A 17,970-nucleotide genomic window follows, 5' to 3' on the forward strand; every position below is an offset into this window, starting at 1 on the left:
GAGGTCGACGCACTGGTCGGAGCGGCTGCCCGCCACTCCCGCCAGTCACCCTAGGCAGATCCCTGCTCATGCCCCCCTCGAACCCCACCAGCCTCACTCAGAGGTATGAACGCGGGTGTTGCCCGTGTCCGTGCACAGGGCCCAGATGATGAAGACGCCGATGGCGATCGAGATGAGGGCCCAGAGCGGTGTGTAGGGCAGCCACAGGAAGTTGAGGACGATGTCCAGCCCGGCGATGGCCACGCCCGCGCCCCTGGCCCAGGCCATGCCCTTGAGGATGCCCACGCCGACGATGGCGAGCACGATGCCCACGATGAGGTGGATCCAGCCCCAGGCGGTGACGTCGAATTTGAAGGTGTAGTCGCCCACGCTCGCGTAGACGTCGTCCTTCGCGATGCCGACGATCCCCTTCAGGATGCCGAGGACGCCCTCCACGAGCATCAGGACTCCGGCGAACAGGGTGCCGCTGGCCGCCCACGGGTTCTGACCGCCGGCGGTGCGCTGTCCGGCGGGGGCCCTGCCGGAAGGTGTTGTCTGTGCCACGGGAAGCTCCTTCGTCGGACGGGGCGCCGGGGGTCCGGCGTCCCGCCCAGAGTCCGTGGCGGGGGCGCGCCGGGACATTCGAGCGCCGCCGTTCGAGTGAACGCGGACGCCGGAAGGCCGGCAGGGCGGGGTGCCCTGCCGGCCTTCCGAGGGGGTCGTGTGATCAGGGGGTCGTCTTGCCGACCTCCAGGTCGGCCGTCGGGTCCTTGACCGTGCCGCCGGGCGGGCCGGCGGCCGCGCTCGTGTTGTTCGCGGGCTTGGGGTCGTTGGTCAGGGAGTCGACGGTTGCGGTGTTGCGGATGTCGGAGCCGTTGCCGGTGTACTCCGGGTCCAGCTTCACCTTGATCACCCAGGTCATCGAGGCTCCGGGCGCCAGGCGCGGCAGCGGGCCGCAGGTGACGGTCCGCCCCGAGGTGCAGGTGGCGTCGCCGGATACGAAGCTCAGCGCGGTCGGCAGCGTGTCGGAGACCGTGACCTGCTCGGCCTGGGAGGGGCCGTTGTTGGTGACGGTCAGGGCGTAGTCGAAGGTCTCGCCCGGCGCCACGGGGGCGGTCTGGACGGGCTTCTTGGTGATGGCGAGGTCCGCGGCGGGATCCGTGACGTGCCCGCCGGGCACGGTCGCGGTGCTCTTGTCGTTCTCGCTCGCCGGGTCGATGTTGTCGGCGGTCACCTGGGCGGTGTTCTTCAGGTCGCTGCCGTCTCCGCTGTACGCGGGGTCCACCTTGACGGTGAGCAGGTACTCGATCGTTTCACCGACCCTGAGCGGGCTGGTGCGCTTGCAGCTCACCAGGTGCCCGGCGACGGTGCATCCGGCGGGGGAGGAGGCCACGTACGAGAGGCCCTCGGGAAGGGCGTCGGTGAGCTTGACGTTGAAGGCGTCGGCCGACGGGCCGTTGTTGGTGATCCGGATCCGGTAGTCGAAGCTCTCGCCCGGCACCGGCGGCTTGGTGCCGACGGCCTCCTTGGTCACCGAGAGGTCCGCGGTCGGCTTGTTGACGGTGCTGCCGGGCAGGCCCGCCGGGCTGCTCGTGTTGTTCTCGGGCTTGGGGTCCTTGGTCCGTGAGGTGGCGGTCGCCGTGTTGCGGATGTCGGATCCGTTGCCGGTGTAGTTGCTGTCGAGGCGGACGGTGAACCGCCAGGTCCGGGACGCCGAGGGCTCCAGTACGGCCAACGGGCCGCAGCTGACCGTGCCGTCGGTGGCCGAGCAGCCGTCGGGGGAGGAGACGAAGGCGAGCTGCGCGGGCAGCTTGTCGGTGATCGTGGTGTTCACGGCGCGGGACGGGCCGTCGTTGTGCGCGGTGACCACGTACTCGAAGGTCTGCCCGGGGGCGATCGGGGTGTCGGTGGCGGGCCGCTTCGTCGTCCAGACGTCGGCCTGCGGCTCGGTGACCCCGCCCGGAGGCAGCACGGCGTGCGAGGTGTTGTCGGCGGGCTCCGGATCCTTGGACGCGGAGGCGGAGGTCGCGGTGTTGCGCAGGTCGCTGCCGTCACTGGCGTAGGCCGGGTCCAGCTTCACCTTGAAGGTCCACACCACCTCGGCGCCGGGGACGAGCCGGGCCAGCGGACCGCAGGTGACCGTCCGTCCGGACACTGCGCACGGGTCGGCGGAGGAGACGAAGGTCAGCCCGTCGGGCAGGGCGTCGGTCACCACGACGTTGCGCGCGTCGGAAGGGCCCTTGTTGGTGGTGCGGACCTCGTACTCGTACTCCTGGCCCGGGACCGTCGGCCCCGCGCCCAGCGGGGTCTTGACGGTGGCCAGGTCCGAGACCGGATCGAACGGCCCCGGAGGCAGCACCGGATCGGGCTTGTTGTTGGCGGGGTCGGGATCGATGGCGTCCGACTTGCCGGTGGCACTGTTGCCGAGATCGGAACCGTCCCCCTGGTACGAGGGGCTCAGCCGGGCCTGGAAGCTCCAGCTCTTGGTCTCCCCGGCGGCCAGCTCCGGTTCGGGCCCGCAGGTGACGGTCTGGCCGATGGCGGTGCAGCCGTCGGAGGAGCCCACGAAGGAGATCCCGGTGGGGAGCTTGTCCGTCGCGGTGACCTTCCGGGCCACCGACGGGCCCTTGTTCTTCGCGGTCAGCGTGTATGTGATCAGGTCACCGGGGGCCTTGGCACGCTGTGCCGTCACCTCGACCGTATGCCCTCCGCTGGGCAGGGCGGCGGCCACGGGGGCCGGTCCGGCCCACAGGGCCGCGGCGCAGAGCAGCGGAGCCACGGCCCACACCGCCGGCCGCCGGCCTGGTGTCGTCGTCATCGCGCATCGTTTCCGTTTCGTGCGGAGAGGACCGTACAGAGAGCTGTACGGGAGTTCGGGGGAAGGGAAGGCGGCGGGGGAAGCGTCCTGTCAGCCCGCGATCGCCCGCTTGGAGAGCTCGATGTCGGCGCTCGGCGGGCGGACGCGCCCGCCGGGCACACCGGCGGAGCCGCTGTTGTCGAGCGGGTTCGGATCGGCGGTGTCCGCTCGGGCGGTCGCAGTGTTCCGCAGGGCCGTCCCGTCACCGGAGTACGCCGGGTCGAGGCGCACGGTGAAGGTCCACGACCGGACCCCGCCCGGGTCCAGCGTCGCAGCGGTTCCGCAGGTGACGTCCCGGCCGACGGCGGTGCAACCGCCGGGCGAAGAGACGAACGAGAGCGCGGCGGGCAGCGGGTCCGTGACCGTGACCTTCCGGGCCACGGACGGGCCGGCGCTGCGCACCGTCACCGTGTAGGTGAAGGTCTCGCCGGGCGCGACGGGGGAGCGGCTCTCGGCGGCCTTGACCAGCGAGAGGTCGGCCTGGGCGGCCGACACTCCGCCCGGTGGAGCCGCGGCCGCGCTGGTGTTGTTCGAGGGCTGCGGATCGGCGACGGCGTGCTGGAGCGCAGCGACGTTCCCGAGGTCCGAGCCGTCCCCCTGATAGGCCGGGTCCAGCCGCACGCGCACCGTCCACGAGGTGCTCGTCCCGGCGTTCAGCTGATCTCGGACCGGGCAGGACAGCACCTGTCCCGACGCCGTGCACCCGTCGGCGGAGGAGACGAACCGCAGCGGCCCCGGGAGCGTGTCGGACATCCGGACGGAGGACGTGTGGGAGGGCCCCAGGTTGCGTGCGGTGATCTTGTACTCGAACTCCTGGCCCGGAGCCACCGGCCCGGCTCCGACCCCCTGCTTCTCCGCGGCCACGTCGGCGCTCGCCGTCACCACCGTGTCGGGGGCGGTCGAGCTGTTGTCCTTCAGGTTGGTGTCCGTACGGTCCGCCGGGGCGGTCACGGTGGCCGTGTTGGACAGGGTGACGGGCTGCGCCGGGGCCGTGCCGGTGACCGTGTAGGTGACGGAGCCGCCCCGCTCGAAGTCGGCCGTCGTGTCCAGGAGGTTCCCGCTGCCGGTGGCCTTCGCGCAGGTCCCGCCGGTGCCGGCGCGGCAGGTCCAGGTCACGTTGGTCAGACCGGGCACGGTGTCGCGCACCACGGCGCCGGAGACATTGTTCGCCTGGCTGTTGGAGACGGTCAGGGTGTAGGTCACCGGTCCGCCGCCGGCGGGAACGCTCGCGGGGGAGCCCGTCTTCGCGATGGTCAGGTCGGCCGGCACGTTGATCTGGAGGTCGTCGATCTCGTGGATGTTCGTCGCGCCGCCGGTGCTCCCGGAGAACCCCACCTTCAGGGTGGCCGGAAGCTTCGGCTGGCCGGTGATGCCCGTGACGTCGAAGTCGGTGATCAGCTGGGTCATGGCCGTGTCGGGGCCGCTGTCGGACCACACCGACAGGAGGATCTTCGTACCGCTGGGAAGCAGGGAAACGCGTACCTTGCGCTCCTTGGCGCGGCTGCCCGTCTCCACGGTCTTGCCCGGTCCGTCGGCGGACGTGGCGAAGCGGTACCCCGCCTTGCCGCTGCCTCCGCCGCGCACCACGATCTTGTTGGACTGGGGGCCCGGACCGCCGTTGCCGACGGAGCTGGAGGAGAAGTTGCCGAACTCGTCCAGACCGATGCCGAGGTACGCGCCCGGTACGCCCGAGACGGCACAGAGGTCGGCCGCGCCCGTGCAGGCGTAGCCGAGTGCGCCTCCGGAGGGGCCGACCCCGTCGGCGGCCGCGCCGTCGGCCAGGTAGAACGACAGCCCGTCACCCCGCTTGCCCTCGAAGGCGGTTCCCCCGTAGGTGGCGTAGCGGAACTCGGCGATGATGCCCAGGCTGGAGGGGAAGGTGTCCTTCAGCTTCCAGGTACCGGCCTGGGTGGAGCTCGCGGAGGTCAGCCGCAGCCAGCCACCGCCGTCCGGATAGCTCGCGTTGCCGCTGGTGGCGCCCAGGTTGGTGGAGCTGTCGAAGGTCTCGTTGACGGGGAAGGCGAGCGCGCGGGGCCGGAGGCCTTCGGCCGGGTCGGCCGCGGCGGCCGAGGCCGCCGTCGCGGGTGGGGCGAGCGTTGCCGGCAGGACCAGCGCGGTCGTGCACAGCAAGGAGGCGGCCGTTCTGCGCCACCAGAGGCTCAGGGGCCTCGTCATACCGGAACGTCCCTCGTCGGTCACGGGCGCCGCACCCGGAAGGCCGTCCGCAGCGCCGCTCCGCCGGCCACCAGTGCGGCAGAGGTCCACAGCAGCCAGGCCGGAACCTCGGTGCCGGAGTCGGCCAGGTCGCCGTGGCCGCCGTGCTGCTCCCGGCCTTCGTGCTGCTCCCGGCCGTCCTGCCGACCGTCGTGCTGGTCGTCGTGGCCGTGGTGGCCCTGGTGGCCGTCCTCCCGGCCGTCGTTCTGGTCGTCGTGCCCGCCGTGCTCCCCGCCCCCTCCTTCGGACACCAGGCACAGGCGGCCGCCCTTGGGCCCCGTCGTACCGGGGTCGTTGGCGTTGTCCGAGAGGTCCGGGTCGAAACTCGCCGAGGTGACGCGGGCGACGTTCTCGATGGGCGTGCACATGCTCGCCGGCGGCTGGGCCGCCCGGTCATCGGCGACGGCACGGACCGTGATCCGGAACTCCGCCTTCTCACCGGCCGCCAGCCGGTCCAGCGGCGGACACACCACCAGCCGGTCCCCGCCATTGGGGACCGCGCAGTCATCGGGCGAGGAGAGCAGGACCAGCGAGGCCGGCAGCCGGTCGGTGACCTGGAGCTGCCGCGCGGTCGCCGGGCCCTCGTTGCGCACCGTGATCAGGTAGGTGAACTTCTCGCCCGGCCTGACGTGCTCCCGTCCCTTCGCGAGCAGCGCCGTCTTGCGCAGCGACAGATCGGCCGTGCGCGCGCTGGGCGGAATCTTCAGGCCGGTCAGGGAGGAGGTGTTGTTCCGGGAGTCCGGGTCCGAGGTCGCCGCGTCGACCACCGCTTCGTTGACGATGTCCCCACCGTCTCCGCGGTAGTCGGCCGAGAGCCGGACGGTCAGCACCCATGCGTGCGAGGCGCCCACCGCCAGCGCGGCCAGCGGCCCGCACACCACCGTCCGGCCTTCGGCGGTGCAGCCGTCGCGGGAGGAGACGAATTCCAGGGACGGCGGCAGCCGGTCGGTGACGCGCACCTGCCGGGCGGCGGACGGTCCGCGGTTGGTCACCGTCACGACGTAGTCGAAGGTCTCCCGCGCGGCCGAGCCGGGCTGTTCCCGGTTCTCCCGGGCGCTGGTCGCCACCGGGCGCAGCGCGCCCGACACCGAGAGGTCGGCGCTCTCCGGCACCTGCGGGGCCTCGGGGGAAGCGGAGGACCCGGGGGAAGCGGAGGACCCGGGGGAAGCGGAGGACCCGGGGGAAGCGGAGGCCCCGGGGGAAGCGGAGGACCCCGGCGGCTCGGATCCGGCGGTGCCGGGGTCCGCCGGGGCCGAGGCCGCGGAAGGCGCCGTGGAGAGGAAGCAGCCCGTCGCGACCGCGCAGAACGCGGTCACCGTGCGGCGGCGCCGGTGCGGGGCGCCGGCGCGGCTTCTCAAGACACGTCGCATCGGGTGCCCTTCGGGGAAGTCGACTCGCCCATAGAGGACCAGTGCGGTCATCTATTCACACGAATAGACAGAAGGGGTGTGCTCGATTTGATCATTTATGGCTAACGGGTGATCGAATTCAGTCCGTCGGCCGTACGTTCCCGTCCGCGCGGAGCCCGCGCGGACGGGAACGTACTTGCAGCTTCGGTGCCGGGTCAGTTCACGTTGACCCCGGACCAGGCCGAGGCGACGGCCTGGTACTCGGCGGAGGTCGATCCGTACAGGTCCCCGGCCGCCTTCAGGGTGGCCACGCGGGCGCCCTGGTAGTCGGTGGTGGAGGTCATGTAGACGGTGAGGGCCCGGTACCAGACCTGGAGGGCCTTGTCGCGGCCGATCCCGGTGACGGCGGCGCCGGTGTAGGTGGGGCTGTTGTAGGAGACGCCGTTGATGGTCTTGGCGCCGCTGCCCTCCGACAGCAGGTAGAAGAAGTGGTTGGCGACGCCCGAGGAGTAGTGGACGTTGAGGTTGCCGACGCCGGAGGACCAGTAGTCGGCCGAGCTGCCGTCCTTGGAGGGCTTGTCCATGTAGCGCAGCGGCGTGCCGTTGCCGTTGAGGTTGATCAGCTCACCGATGAGGTAGTCGCCCTTGTCCGAGGACAGGTTGGCGTAGAACTCCACGGCCGTTCCGAAGATGTCCGAGGTGGCCTCGTTCAGGCCGCCGGACTCGCCCGAGTAGTTCAGGCCGGCGGTGTTCGCCGTGACGCCGTGGCTCATCTCGTGGCCGGAGACGTCCAGTTCGGTCAGCGGGTGGGTGTTGCTCGCGCCGTCGCCGTACGTCATGCAGAAGCAGGAGTCGCTCCAGAACGCGTTCACGTAGTTGCGGCCGTAGTGGACGCGGCTGGCGGCGCCGACTCCGTCGTTGCGGATGCCGTTGCGGCTGAAGGTGTTCTTGTAGAAGTCCCAGGTCACCGCCGCGCCGTACTGGGCGTCGACGGCCGCGGACTGGCCGTTGGAGACGGTGCCGTCGCCCCACGCGTTGTCGGCGTCGGTGTAGAGGGTGCCGTTCCCGCTGGTCTTGTTCGCGAGGTTCGAGGTGGACTGGCCGCCGCGGGTCGCGTCCTTCAGCTGGTAGGTGGAACCGGTGAAGTTGGTGGTCAGCGGCACGGAGCCGACGAACACGCCCTTGCCGGTGCCCGCCGCGTTGGCGGTCTGGACACCCTCGTGGGAGGAGAGGACCTCGCCGCTCGAGGCGTCGGTGACCACGCGCTGGCTGCTGGGGGTGCCGTCGGCGCGCATGCCCTCGACGAGGGTCTCGTACGCGAGGCGCGGGCTGCCGGACGCGGCCCAGACGACGAGGCGGGCGGCCCCGGTCTTGTCGACCGAGGTGAGGGCCGGCTCGTCGGAGTCCTTGGCGATGCCGATGGTGGACTTCACGGCGCCGGTCGCCCTGGCGGCGGCCTGACCCGCCGAGAGCTTCGGGGAGAGCGAGGCGGGGGCGATGCCCGCCGCCGCCTTGTCCACCGACTTCACGGAGCCCCGGGAGTCCTGGTGGACTATCAGGTCTCCGCCGAGGACGGGGAGGCCGTTGTAGGTGCGCTCGTAGCGCACGTGGCGGTTGCCGTTCGCGTCGGTGACGACGTCCTTGGCGACCAGCGCCTCCGTGCCGCCCAGTCCCAGGGCGCGTGCCGTGGCGGGGGCATCGCTGCCGGCCTGGGCGATCAGGGCCGCGTGCTCCTGGGCCGGTACGGGCACGGGGGCTGCCTGAGCCAGTCCGGCGCCGGCCTGGATGGCGCCGGCCAGCAGGGCCGAGGCGGAGAGAGCGGCTCCGATTGCGAGCTTTCGCTTCACGTAGGTTTCCTTCCGGATCCAACCGCGTGTTCGCGGCCGCACCTCGTTCCGAGGCGCCGGGGTAGGCGCCTGAGGGGGCGGAACGGGTGCTGACGTGCTGCCCCGTGGGGTCGAGAGACAGGTGCCGGAGGGGATGGACCGGCGGTGCCCACGAGGCTGTCGGAAGCATGACAATCGACGGGATCGGATGAACAGGTCTGTCATGGAATTGGCGCGCTCTCGCCAAGCCGGACAGCGCCGGTTTATGTGAGTTGGCGTCAGGAGATACGGGCAATCCGGGTGAATCGGCCGGCGAAAGCGGCGTTACCGGGTGTACGGCCAGGCGCGATTCGGGGAATTCGGTACCAACTCCGCATGGCTGTGGAATGTTGCGCCTGTGTTGCGGGTATGTGCGCCTCCGGTGACCCTGGTTCCGTGGTGGCGGGAATGCGCCACTCCGGATGGTTGCCCGAAGGCCTGAGAGTCTGTAGTGCGCAGGTGAAAGCCCCTATGGATGGGGGCCGTTCACGGCGAAGCCTCCACGGCCCGGTGCCGTGGAGGCTTGTGGGATCGGATTTCCAGCCCTTCGCCGGCGGGCCTCCGATCCGAATTGGGGTGCGCGGCGAAAGCCGTGCGCGTTCTGCCGCGCACGGCCCGCCGATTTACCCCCGGCGCTCAACTCCAGTGGGATTCCCCGTGCGTCTCTTCGGCGGGTGCATTGCGAATCCGCTCGTTCGGATGGGGGCGGGATGCCCATGAGAGATCCGAGTAGTAGCCGACCTCCGGTGCGAGTGCCGCGGCACGCTGGGCTTCCTCGGTCCAGATCTCGGCGAGTTCCAGGCCCGGGGGTTCGGGTGCGCGGGGCAAGGCCTCGGACTCGGTCGCGCGCACCGGGACCTGGAGGCTCCCGTAGCGCTCCATCCGCTGCCAGCGCAGACGGGATCCGGCGATCGCGGTGAAGACCGACTGGATGACCACGAGGTACATGAGCTGGCGGTAGACGAACTGCTGGAGGGGCAGGCTCCAGAGCGGGCCGGGCCGTTCCCCGTCCAGGCGGAAGGCGTAGAGGCCCATCAGCGCCTGGAGGAGCAGGAACGCGCTCCACAGGCCGAGGATGCGCAGCGGATCCAGGAAGATCAGGCCGTAGAGCGCGAAGACGTCCACGACGGGGGCCAGCAGCGGCAACAGGACCTGGAACATGAGCAGGTAGATCAGCCCGCGCCTGCCGAGCTTGCCGGCCTGCCCGCGCTGGGCGAGCGCGCCGCGGTGCTTCCACATGGCCTGCAGGGTCCCGTAGCACCAGCGGTAGCGCTGCTTCCACAGGGCGCCCAGCGAGGCGGGCGCCTCCGTCCAGGCCTTGGCGCGCTCCTCGTACACGACGCGCCAGCCGTCGCGGCACAGGGCCATGGTGAGGTCGGTGTCCTCGGCGAGGGTGGTGTCGCTGACACCGCCGACGCGCAGCAGCGCCTCGCGGCGGAAGGCGCCGACGGCGCCGGGGACGGTCGGCATGCATTCGGCGAGGTCGAACAGCCGACGGTCGAGGTTGAACCCGACGACGTACTCGATGTGCTGCCAGCGCCCCAGCAGGCCGTCCCGGTTGACGACCTTGGCGTTGCCGGAGACCGCGCCGACGCGGCGGTTGGCGAAGGGCTGGACGATCATGCGGACGGCATCCGGTTCGAAGACGGTGTCACCGTCCACCATGACGAGGAGGTTGCAGGAGGCGGCGGCGATGCCGGTGTTGAGCGCGGCGGGCTTCCCCGCGTTCTGCTGCCGGATGACCCGGACACCGGGCAGGTGGAGGGCTTCGACGAGGTCGGCGGTGCCGTCGGTGGAGCCGTCGTCGACGACGATCACCTCGACCGGGTGGTCGGACGCGAGGAGGGAGCGGACGGCCGCCTCGATCCCGGCGCTCTCGTTGTACGCGGGGACGATGACGCTGACGGGTTCGGTCACCGGATCCCCCCACGGTCTGCGGCGCATCCGCACGTGGCGCCGGGCGGCGACGAACACGGCGACGGCGCGCAGCAGGCTGATCGCACCCGCCGCCCACAGCAGCCAGGAGATTGCTCCCAGGATCCAGTCGCTGGTCCGCAGCGCGGTGATCAGGGCGAGGCCCTGCCAGTGCTCCGCGGTGCCCGCGGGCTGGACCGCCGTGGGCAGTGCCACCGCCTCGCCGACCGGGGAGAACGCGAACCCGGCGGCCTTGAGCCGGGGCAGCAGTTGCTCCAGTGCGGCGACGGTCTGCGAGCGGTCGCCGCCCGAGTCGTGCATCAGCAGGATCTGCCCGCGGGTGTCCTCGGGGGTGGCGTTGGCGATGATCCGCTCGACGCCGGGCTTCCGCCAGTCCTCGCTGTCCAGGGTCGTGAGGACGGTGAGGTAACCCTCCTGCCCGGCCTGTACGACGGTGGCCCAGTCGGCGTCGGTGAGGGCGTCGTTGCCGGAGGAGTACGGGGGCCGCAGCAGGGGCGTGGTGACGCCGGTGGCGCCCGCGACGGTGAGCTGCGTTTCCCGCAGCTCGAGCGAGCGCCGCCAGGGGGAGGCGGTGCCCAGGTCGGTGTGGGTGAAGCCGTGGAGTCCTATCTGGTGGCCCTCCTCGACGATCCGGCGGGCGAGCGCGGGGTTCTCGGCGACCCGGGTGCCGACGGTGAAGAAGGTGGCGCGGACACCGTTGCGGCGCAGGACGTCGAGGATCTTCGGTGTCCAGACCGGATCGGGGCCGTCGTCGAAGGTCAGCGCGATCGTATGGGCGGCCGGTCCGGCGGTGCGGCCCCCCGCCCCCTCGATCACCGGGCCGCCGGCGGCTATCCGCGCCGGTACGGAGGAGGCCGGCCCCTGTACCCGGGGAGCGCCGTCGGCGGTGGAGTCGAACATGTGGCGGGTGTAGCCCTGGAGCAGCAGCGCGGCCGAGAGGGTGAGCACGAGCGTGGTGAGCAGAAGCCAGTGCGTGCGCAACGGAACGTCGCGCACGGTGCTGTGCCGGCCGCGGGACGGTGCCCGGCGGCGACGGTTCTTGGACAACGGGGTGTTCCTGACTGCTGCGTTCCGGTGGCTTCCGGTGGCTTCCGGTGGCTTACGGGTGCGAGGTGGGCTTGCCGCCGCCCTGGCCGGGGGCGGAAGTGGGGCGGCCGTGCGCGGTGTTCGCCGCAGTCGGCGCGGCCCCCTTCCCGGCAGCGGTCCCGGGCGCCGGGGTGGTGCCGGGGGCCCCGGTCGCGCCCGGTGCGGGCGTCTGACCGACGGCCGGGGCCGCCTTGGAGGGGGCGGCGCCGCGCGCGGCGGACGGGGTGGGGCTCGCACCCGCCGCGCTCCCACCGGAAGCACCGGGTGCGCTCTTCGGCGCCGACGAGGCTTCGGGCGCGGGGGTGTGCGGAGCCGGGGCGGCGGGCAGGAGCGGGGAGCGGACGGTGGGGCCGCCCAGCAGGGTGCTGATCAGCAGGACGACGTAGGCGGCGGCGGGTACGACCAGCAGGCGCCCCGCCCTTCGCACCCTTCGCTGCCTGCGCCCCGACGCGTCGACGAAGACGGGGCTGGGCTCGGGAGCGTGCCGCGGCGAGGCGTCCGCCGGGCCCGGGTGGCCCTGCGTGACGCGGGGGAGCGGCATGGTGTCCTCGGCCGTGGTGCCAAGTCGTCCTTGCATCGGTGGGGCCTCTACGGGTAGCGGGATCAGGGGCCGGGCGGTCGTGGACCCGGGCGGGGCGACCTCATGGTCGGAGGCCGGAAGTCGGAGGCCGGGGGGTTCGGAGGTCGGGGGTCGGGGGTCGGCGTTCGTCGGACTCGGGCGGGGCTACCCCTTCGGGCGCGCGGTGGGCGCGGTGGGCCGGTCGTCCGGAGGGCCGCTCGGGTGCTCGCCGGGCCCGTTCGGCGTGTGCGTCCGGTCCGTATCCGGCGCGTGCGTCCGGCCCGTCCCCGGCGTGGCGGGCCGGTTGCCCGGCTCCTGGGCGCCCGGCGTCGGGTGGCCGCCCGACCGGCCGGGCGGGGCCGTCGCCCCGGGGCTCGGGGTGCCCGGCTCCACCGGGGTCGCGGGCACGGGCGCGCCGGGCCTGCGGGTGGCGGCGGGCGGAACCGCGCCGGGCGTGGCCGGGGCGGAACTCGCCGCGGGACCGGGCTCGCTGCGGGCGGGATCGCCGCCCAGGGAGGCGGGCAGGTGTCCGGTGCCGGCCGCGACGGCGACGCCGCCGAGCGCGATGGCGGCGGCGACGGCCGCGACCTTCGCGCTCAGGAGCTTCGCCAGGGTCGGCGTCGGCATGGGCCGCCTCCGGGGACGGTGTGCGGGAGCAGGTTCGGGTGCGAGCTGAGCGGCCCGGAACGCGGCCAGCGCCGCCCGTTCGCCGGCCAGCTCACCTTCCGCGGCGGGAGCGGCGGCGGCGCCGAGCAGTCCTACGAGGGCGTCGTGGCCGCCCGTCGGCGCGACCGGGCCCCGGCCGAGCAGCTGCTCGGCGGTGCTCTGGTCGATCCGGCGGGGACGGTTGGTGCTCATCTCATGCCCTTCAGCGTTGGCGGTGTCGTCGGTGTCACTCCCTGGGCGGAACTTTTTTCCGCGGACTCCCGCGGGTCCGCCGCCGCGGGCGTTCCCGCAGGTCGCCGCCGCCCTTCGAGCCGTTCGGCGAGCTTGCGCAGCCCGCGGTGGGAGGCCATCCGTACGGCGCCGGCCCGCTTGCCGAGCACCCGCGCGGCGGTTGCCGCGTCCAGGTCCATCACCACCCGGAGCAGCACGGCCTCGGCCTGGTCGCGGGGCAGCGAGGCTATGAGGGCCAGTGCCGCGGCCGTGTCGACCGTGGCCAGGGCCGCGCCCTCGGTGTCGTCGGCCGCCGGCCGGTCGGCGAGCAGGTCCTCCACCGGCACACCGCTGACCGGGCGACGGCGCCGGGCCCGCAACAGGTCCATCGCCCGGTTCCGTCCGATCGTCGCCGCCCAGCCGCGGAACCCGTCGAAGTCCCCCTGGAACGAACCCAGGTCCCGGGCGATCTGCAGCCACGCCTCCGAGGCCACGTCTTCCGCGTCCGCGCCGACCAGCACCCGCAGGTACCGCAGCAGGCCGGGCTGCACGGCACGGAACAGCGCCCCGAAGGCGGCCTCGTCGCCGTTCCGGGCAGCGTTCACCTGCTCGGACATCTCCGCGGGGTCGCGCCCGATGGGCACTCCCGGCTTCCCCGCCTCGTCCTCGGCCTCGCCGAACCGCTCCGCATTCTGCACCGGGTCATGATGCGCCACGGCCCGCCGGGACCCACGGCCAGCCCGGCCCGCGGCCGGCCTCCACCGGGGGCCGGCCCGGACGGGTCCCCGGACGGGTCCCCGGGCGGACGCCGTGGCCCGGAAAGCGAACCGGGTGCGTACGAGCCCTGGCTAAGGCGGGTGGTGGTGCGCAATGATCACGCCGCGTCGCGCGGGCATCCCGCCCCGCGCACCACATCCCAACCCGGAGGATGTATATGGATCGCCGCACACCCCGCGGCCTCGTCGCCGCGGCCACCGTCACCGTGGCCCTGCTCGCACCGGCCGTGCCGGCCACGGCCTCGGCCCCGGCCGCGCCCGGAGCTTCGCCGCAGGCCCGGGTCTTCATGGTCAACCCCGTGCAGTCGTCGGGCGATCAGACGCTCACCGACGCCAAGGACTCCGCGGCCGCCGTGCCGGCCTCCGCCTACGCCATGGCCACCTTGCGCAACCTGGACGGCAGCGGCGGACTGTCGGGGAAGTGGGCCTACGTCAGATCGGACACGGGCGCCTCCGCGAACGTGGCCGACGCGGGCACCTTCACCCGCGCCGACGACCGGTTCGAGCAGGTCATGGCCTATTTCTGGGTCAACGAGGCACAGGAGTACCTGCAGGGCCTGGGCTTCGGAAGCGAACTGCCCGGGGCCAACGACCGGGCCCAGCCCGTCCGCATCAACCAGTGGGGTGCCGACAACTCCTTCTTCAGCGACAAGAAGTCGGAGATCCGCTTCGGCAAGGGCGGGGTCGACGACGCCGAGGACGCCGAGGTGATCGTCCACGAGTACGGGCACGCGGTGCACAACGCCCAGGTCCCCGGCTTCGGTTCCTCCCCGGAGGCCGGCGCGATAGGCGAGGCCTTCGGCGACTACCTGGCCGTCGAGGTCGGCTCCCACGCCGACGAGGCCTACGGATGGCCGCGCAAGACGGACCTGGCATGCGTCGGGGACTGGGACTCGGTCGAGTACAGCTCCGCCCCGCACTGCCTGCGCCGCGTCGACGGGAACAAGGTCTACGCGGACCGCACGGGCGAGGTGCACGCCGACGGCGAGATCTGGTCCCGCGCCCTCTTCGACATCCGTGGCGCACTGGGCGCGAGGACCGCCGACCGCGTCATCGTCAACGCGCAGTTCGGCTTCGCGCCCGACACCAGCTTCCAGGACGCGGCGCTGACGACGATCGCCACCGCCCAGCGGATGTACGGCAAGAGCGCCGCGGACGCGGTGCGCCAGGCGTTCAAGGCCCGCCAGATCCCGGGAATCCAGTAGGAGCGTCGTGCGCGGCGCGGGACCCGCGCCGCGCACGACACCCCTGCGGTGACGGTCCGGGTCAGGTCCTGCTGCGGACGACCGTGAAGACGGCTCCCTCGGGGTCCGCGACCGTGGCCAGTCTGCCGCTGAGGCCCTCGCGGGGCGGCTGGACGACGCGGCCACCGAGGCGCAGGACCCGGGCCGCGGCCTCGTCGGGGTCCTCCACCTCGAAGTACGTCATCCAGTGCGGGCCCCGGTCGTGGGGCAGGGAGCGGCCGACCCCGTGCACGGCGGCCACCGGCCTGCCCTGGAGCAGGAGGGTGAGGTAGTCGAAGTCCTCGGAGGAGTCGGCGTGCGCACGGGCCTCGTGGCCGAAGACGTGCTCGTAGAACTTGCCGACCGTGGAGGTGTCCTGGGTGACCAGCTCGCTCCACACCGGGGTGCCCGGGATGCCCCTCGGCCGGACGCCCAGGTGGGGTGCGGCCTGCCAGAGTCCGAAGATCGCGCCCAGCGGGTCGGAACAGATCGCCACCCGTCCCACGAACCCGCCGTCCAGCGGGCCCACCGCGACGGTGCCGCCGCAGGAGCGGATCGACTCGGCCGTCGCATCGGCGTCGTCCGTGGCCAGGTAGGTGGTCCAGGCCACCGGGAGGTGGCGGTCCGGCGGCAGCTTGCCGATGCCGGCCACCTCGCGCCCGTCGAGCAGGGCATGGACGCCCGGACCCAGCTGCTCGGGGCCGGGCGCGTACTCCCAGCCGAACAGATCGGCGTAGAACTCCTCGGTGGCGCCGAGGCTGTGGACCATCAGGTTCGCCCAGCACGGTGCGCCCGGCGTGCGCCGCATCGTTTCCAGTGCCTCGGTCATCTCGGCCGTCTCCTCCGTCGTCATGCGCATGAGGCTTCCCGCAGCAGATGCTTCCACTCCGGGCGCCTCGGCGCGCCCCGACCCGGCCGGGTCTCGAGCGAGCCTGGACAGATGACCGGATCGATGCGGCCCGTCGATGTCCGGCTTGTTACGCAAGGTCCGGTGAAGGGAGCAAAATGGCCCGCATGACTGCGAACGCTTCCCCTTCTCCCGTGCTCTCGGCCGCAGCCCTGAAGGCCGAACTGTCCGGCCCCCGGCCGCCGGTCCTCCTGGACGTCCGCTGGCAGCTCGGCGGCCCGAACCAGCGGCCCGCGTACGAGGCGGGGCACCTGCCGGGCGCCGTCTACGTCGACCTCGACGCGGAACTCGCAGGCCCGGCGGGGGAGGGCGGCCGGCACCCGCTGCCGGATCCGGAGGAGTTCGGCGCGGTGATGCGGCGGGCCGGGGTCTCGGCGGACACGCCGGTGGTCGTGTACGACGGTGGACAGGGCTGGGCGGCGGCGCGTGCGTGGTGGCTGTTGCGCTGGACGGGTCATGCGCAGGTGCGGGTGCTGGACGGGGGACTGGCCGCGTGGACGGACGGGGGCGGCCCGCTGTTGACGGAGGTCACTCCTGTGGAACGAGGTGATTTCAAGCCAAATCCGGGTGCGATCGGACTGCTGGACGCGGACGGGGCCGCCGCACTGGCCCGCACCGGGCTCCTGCTGGACGCGCGGGCGGGGGAGCGCTACCGCGGAGAGGTCGAACCGATCGACCCGGTCGGCGGGCACATCCCGGGAGCGGTATCGGCGCCGACCACGGAGAACGTGGGTCCGGACGGGCTGTTCCTGGCCGCGGACGCGCTGCGGGCGCGCTTCGCGGAGCTCGGCGCGGACGCCGCCGGGGCCCAGGTCGGCGTGTACTGCGGCTCCGGGGTCTCGGGAGCCCACGAGGTCCTCGCCCTGGCAGCGGCGGGCATCCCGGCCGCGCTGTACGCGGGCAGCTGGTCGCACTGGTCCGCCGACCCGGCGCGGCCGGTGGCGGTCGGCAGCCTGCCGGGCTGAGCGACCCGTGGCCGCCTCCGTCCGCGGACGGAGGCGGCCGGGGCTACTCCTGCTTCTTGCGCCGGGTGCCGAAGACGATCTCGTCCCAGCTCGGGACCGCCGCGCGGCGGCCCGGCCGGACGCCGTCGGCTTCCGCCTGTCGGTCGGTCGTTCCGGTGAGGCGGTCCCGGTGGCCCGCCACGGTGCGCGGCATCAGGACGTCCGCGTACGCGGTGCCCGCGCCGGCCGAGGCCGCCGGCGGCTCCTCGGCCTCCGGTTCCTGCACCGGCTCCGGGACCACCATGTCGCCGCGGAAGCTCGGTACCGACTCCAGCAGGGCCGTCAGGGTGTCCCGCTCCTCCTCCGGCTCCGGGGGCGGCGGCGGGGCGGGAGCGACAGGACGTTCCAGCTGGCGGTCGAGCGCACGGTCCAGCGGCCGGTCCCGGGGCAGCCGTGCGATGCGCGGCACGAACGGGAAGCTCGGCTCCGGCGTCGCGGGCAGGTCGTCCGACTCGCCGATCAGGGAGCGGGCCTCGTCGTCCACGGCCACGACCAGCCGGCGCGGCGGGTCGTACGTCCAGCTCGCCGAGTGCGGTTCGCTCGCGACCCGGTACACCAGGAGGACCTCCCAGGTGCCGTCGTCACGGCGCCAGGAGTCCCACTGGACGGATTCCTTCTCGGCGCCGCGCAGCGTCAGCCGTTCCTGCACGGCCTCGCCGAGCTGGGGTCCGGTGTTCTCGCCGGGACGGCGCACGGGAGTCTTGCGGGCCCGCTCGGCCATGAAGGCGCGCTCCGCGAGCACGGGGCCCTCGAAGCGGCGTACCCGGTCGACGGGGATGCCCGCGAGCTGAGCGACCTCCTCCGCGGAGGCACCGGCCCGTATCCGGGCCTGGATGTCACGGGGGCGGAGGTGGCTCTCCACCTCGATCTCGATTTGGTTCAGGCGCGCACGGTCGTTACGCACGGCAGCCCGGAGACGCTCGTCGATCGCAAGCGTGTACTCCGTGCTGTCCGCAGCCTTGAGCACCAGTCGTGTGCCGTCATTTGAGACGGCCACGACACGCAGTTCGGGCATGGGGACCTCCCGGGTGGTGCCTGCCGACGTCACGTGCGTCGCTGCTTCCGCTAGTCGAGTGTGGCCTGCCCGGGTGCAGCCTGCCACTACCTTGCCGAGTTAAACCGGCGTGTCGGGCATGCGCCCTTGATCGCTGTTATGGCACGGTTACCTGTTGGGCACGCACAGTGACCGAACGATTACTGTGCGCAGCAGGATCCCGTGCAATATCGCGGCATCACCGGTCTCGAGTGCCGTTTTTCCATCAGCCGGCCCCCTCTCCCGGGTCCGGACATCCGAAAGGAAGGACGGCCCCAGGGCTCGCCACAGTACTCCATTCGGGCCA

General features: G+C 72.6%; 13 protein-coding genes. 2 read left to right on the forward strand and 11 right to left on the reverse strand.

Annotated elements, in window-relative coordinates; genetic code table 11:
• Positions 1–93: 93 nt before the first annotated feature.
• The 9 genes from OHU74_RS27225 to OHU74_RS27265 all read right to left on the reverse strand — a co-directional run bounded on the left by OHU74_RS27225 (position 94) and on the right by OHU74_RS27265 (position 13,418).
• A complete protein-coding gene (locus tag OHU74_RS27225) occupies positions 94–543 on the reverse strand; it encodes a hypothetical protein (RefSeq protein ID WP_371618282.1) in 450 nt (149 codons plus the stop codon).
• A gap of 163 nt (positions 544–706) precedes the next feature.
• On the reverse strand, positions 707–2,797 hold the full coding sequence (locus OHU74_RS27230) for a hypothetical protein (RefSeq protein WP_371618283.1): 2,091 nt from the start codon (positions 2,795–2,797) through the stop codon (positions 707–709).
• Positions 2,798–2,887: 90 nt separating this feature from the next.
• Positions 2,888–5,011 carry a hypothetical protein gene (locus OHU74_RS27235; RefSeq protein ID WP_371618284.1) on the reverse strand — a complete coding sequence of 708 codons (2,124 nt, stop codon included), beginning with the start codon at positions 5,009–5,011 and terminating at the stop codon, positions 2,888–2,890.
• A 20-nt stretch (positions 5,012–5,031) separates the two neighbouring features.
• Complete coding sequence (locus OHU74_RS27240; protein ID WP_371618285.1) at positions 5,032–6,420, reverse strand: DUF11 domain-containing protein; 1,389 nt, start codon at positions 6,418–6,420, stop codon at positions 5,032–5,034.
• Between the two features lie 194 nt (positions 6,421–6,614).
• On the reverse strand, positions 6,615–8,246 hold the full coding sequence (locus OHU74_RS27245) for a M4 family metallopeptidase (protein ID WP_371618286.1): 1,632 nt from the start codon (positions 8,244–8,246) through the stop codon (positions 6,615–6,617).
• Positions 8,247–8,900: 654 nt separating this feature from the next.
• The gene (locus tag OHU74_RS27250) at positions 8,901–11,246 is read right to left on the reverse strand and encodes a bifunctional polysaccharide deacetylase/glycosyltransferase family 2 protein (RefSeq protein ID WP_371618287.1); all 2,346 of its coding nucleotides are present in this window, start codon (positions 11,244–11,246) and stop codon (positions 8,901–8,903) included.
• A 52-nt stretch (positions 11,247–11,298) separates the two neighbouring features.
• On the reverse strand, positions 11,299–11,862 hold the full coding sequence (locus OHU74_RS27255) for a hypothetical protein (RefSeq protein ID WP_371618288.1): 564 nt from the start codon (positions 11,860–11,862) through the stop codon (positions 11,299–11,301).
• 147 nt (positions 11,863–12,009) lie between these two features.
• Positions 12,010–12,702, reverse strand: a complete 693-nt coding sequence (locus OHU74_RS27260) for a hypothetical protein (RefSeq protein ID WP_371618289.1) — start codon at positions 12,700–12,702, stop codon at positions 12,010–12,012.
• Positions 12,699–13,418, reverse strand: a complete 720-nt coding sequence (locus OHU74_RS27265; RefSeq protein WP_371618290.1) for an RNA polymerase sigma factor — start codon at positions 13,416–13,418, stop codon at positions 12,699–12,701. Before OHU74_RS27265 ends, OHU74_RS27260 begins: the two co-directional genes overlap by 4 nt.
• Before the next feature lie 236 nt (positions 13,419–13,654).
• On the opposite strand from OHU74_RS27265, the gene OHU74_RS27270 reads away from it, so the two are divergent.
• Positions 13,655–14,701 carry a M4 family metallopeptidase gene (locus tag OHU74_RS27270; RefSeq protein ID WP_371618291.1) on the forward strand — a complete coding sequence of 349 codons (1,047 nt, stop codon included), beginning with the start codon at positions 13,655–13,657 and terminating at the stop codon, positions 14,699–14,701.
• A gap of 61 nt (positions 14,702–14,762) precedes the next feature.
• Here OHU74_RS27270 and OHU74_RS27275 read toward each other — a convergent pair whose 3' ends face one another.
• The gene (locus tag OHU74_RS27275; protein ID WP_371619829.1) at positions 14,763–15,548 is read right to left on the reverse strand and encodes a VOC family protein; all 786 of its coding nucleotides are present in this window, start codon (positions 15,546–15,548) and stop codon (positions 14,763–14,765) included.
• 185 nt (positions 15,549–15,733) lie between these two features.
• Between OHU74_RS27275 and OHU74_RS27280 the strand changes: the two genes are divergently transcribed.
• Positions 15,734–16,591 (forward strand): sulfurtransferase, encoded by an 858-nt coding sequence (locus tag OHU74_RS27280; RefSeq protein ID WP_371618292.1) that lies wholly within the window; start codon positions 15,734–15,736, stop codon positions 16,589–16,591.
• A 43-nt stretch (positions 16,592–16,634) separates the two neighbouring features.
• On the opposite strand, the gene sepH is transcribed toward OHU74_RS27280, so the two are convergent.
• Positions 16,635–17,645, reverse strand: coding sequence for a septation protein SepH (gene sepH / locus OHU74_RS27285; protein WP_371618293.1), 1,011 nt, complete (start codon positions 17,643–17,645; stop codon positions 16,635–16,637).
• Positions 17,646–17,970: the final 325 nt, after the last annotated feature.

It is taken from the genome of Streptomyces sp. NBC_00454, from assembly GCF_041434015.1.
Lineage (GTDB): Bacteria > Actinomycetota > Actinomycetes > Streptomycetales > Streptomycetaceae > Streptomyces.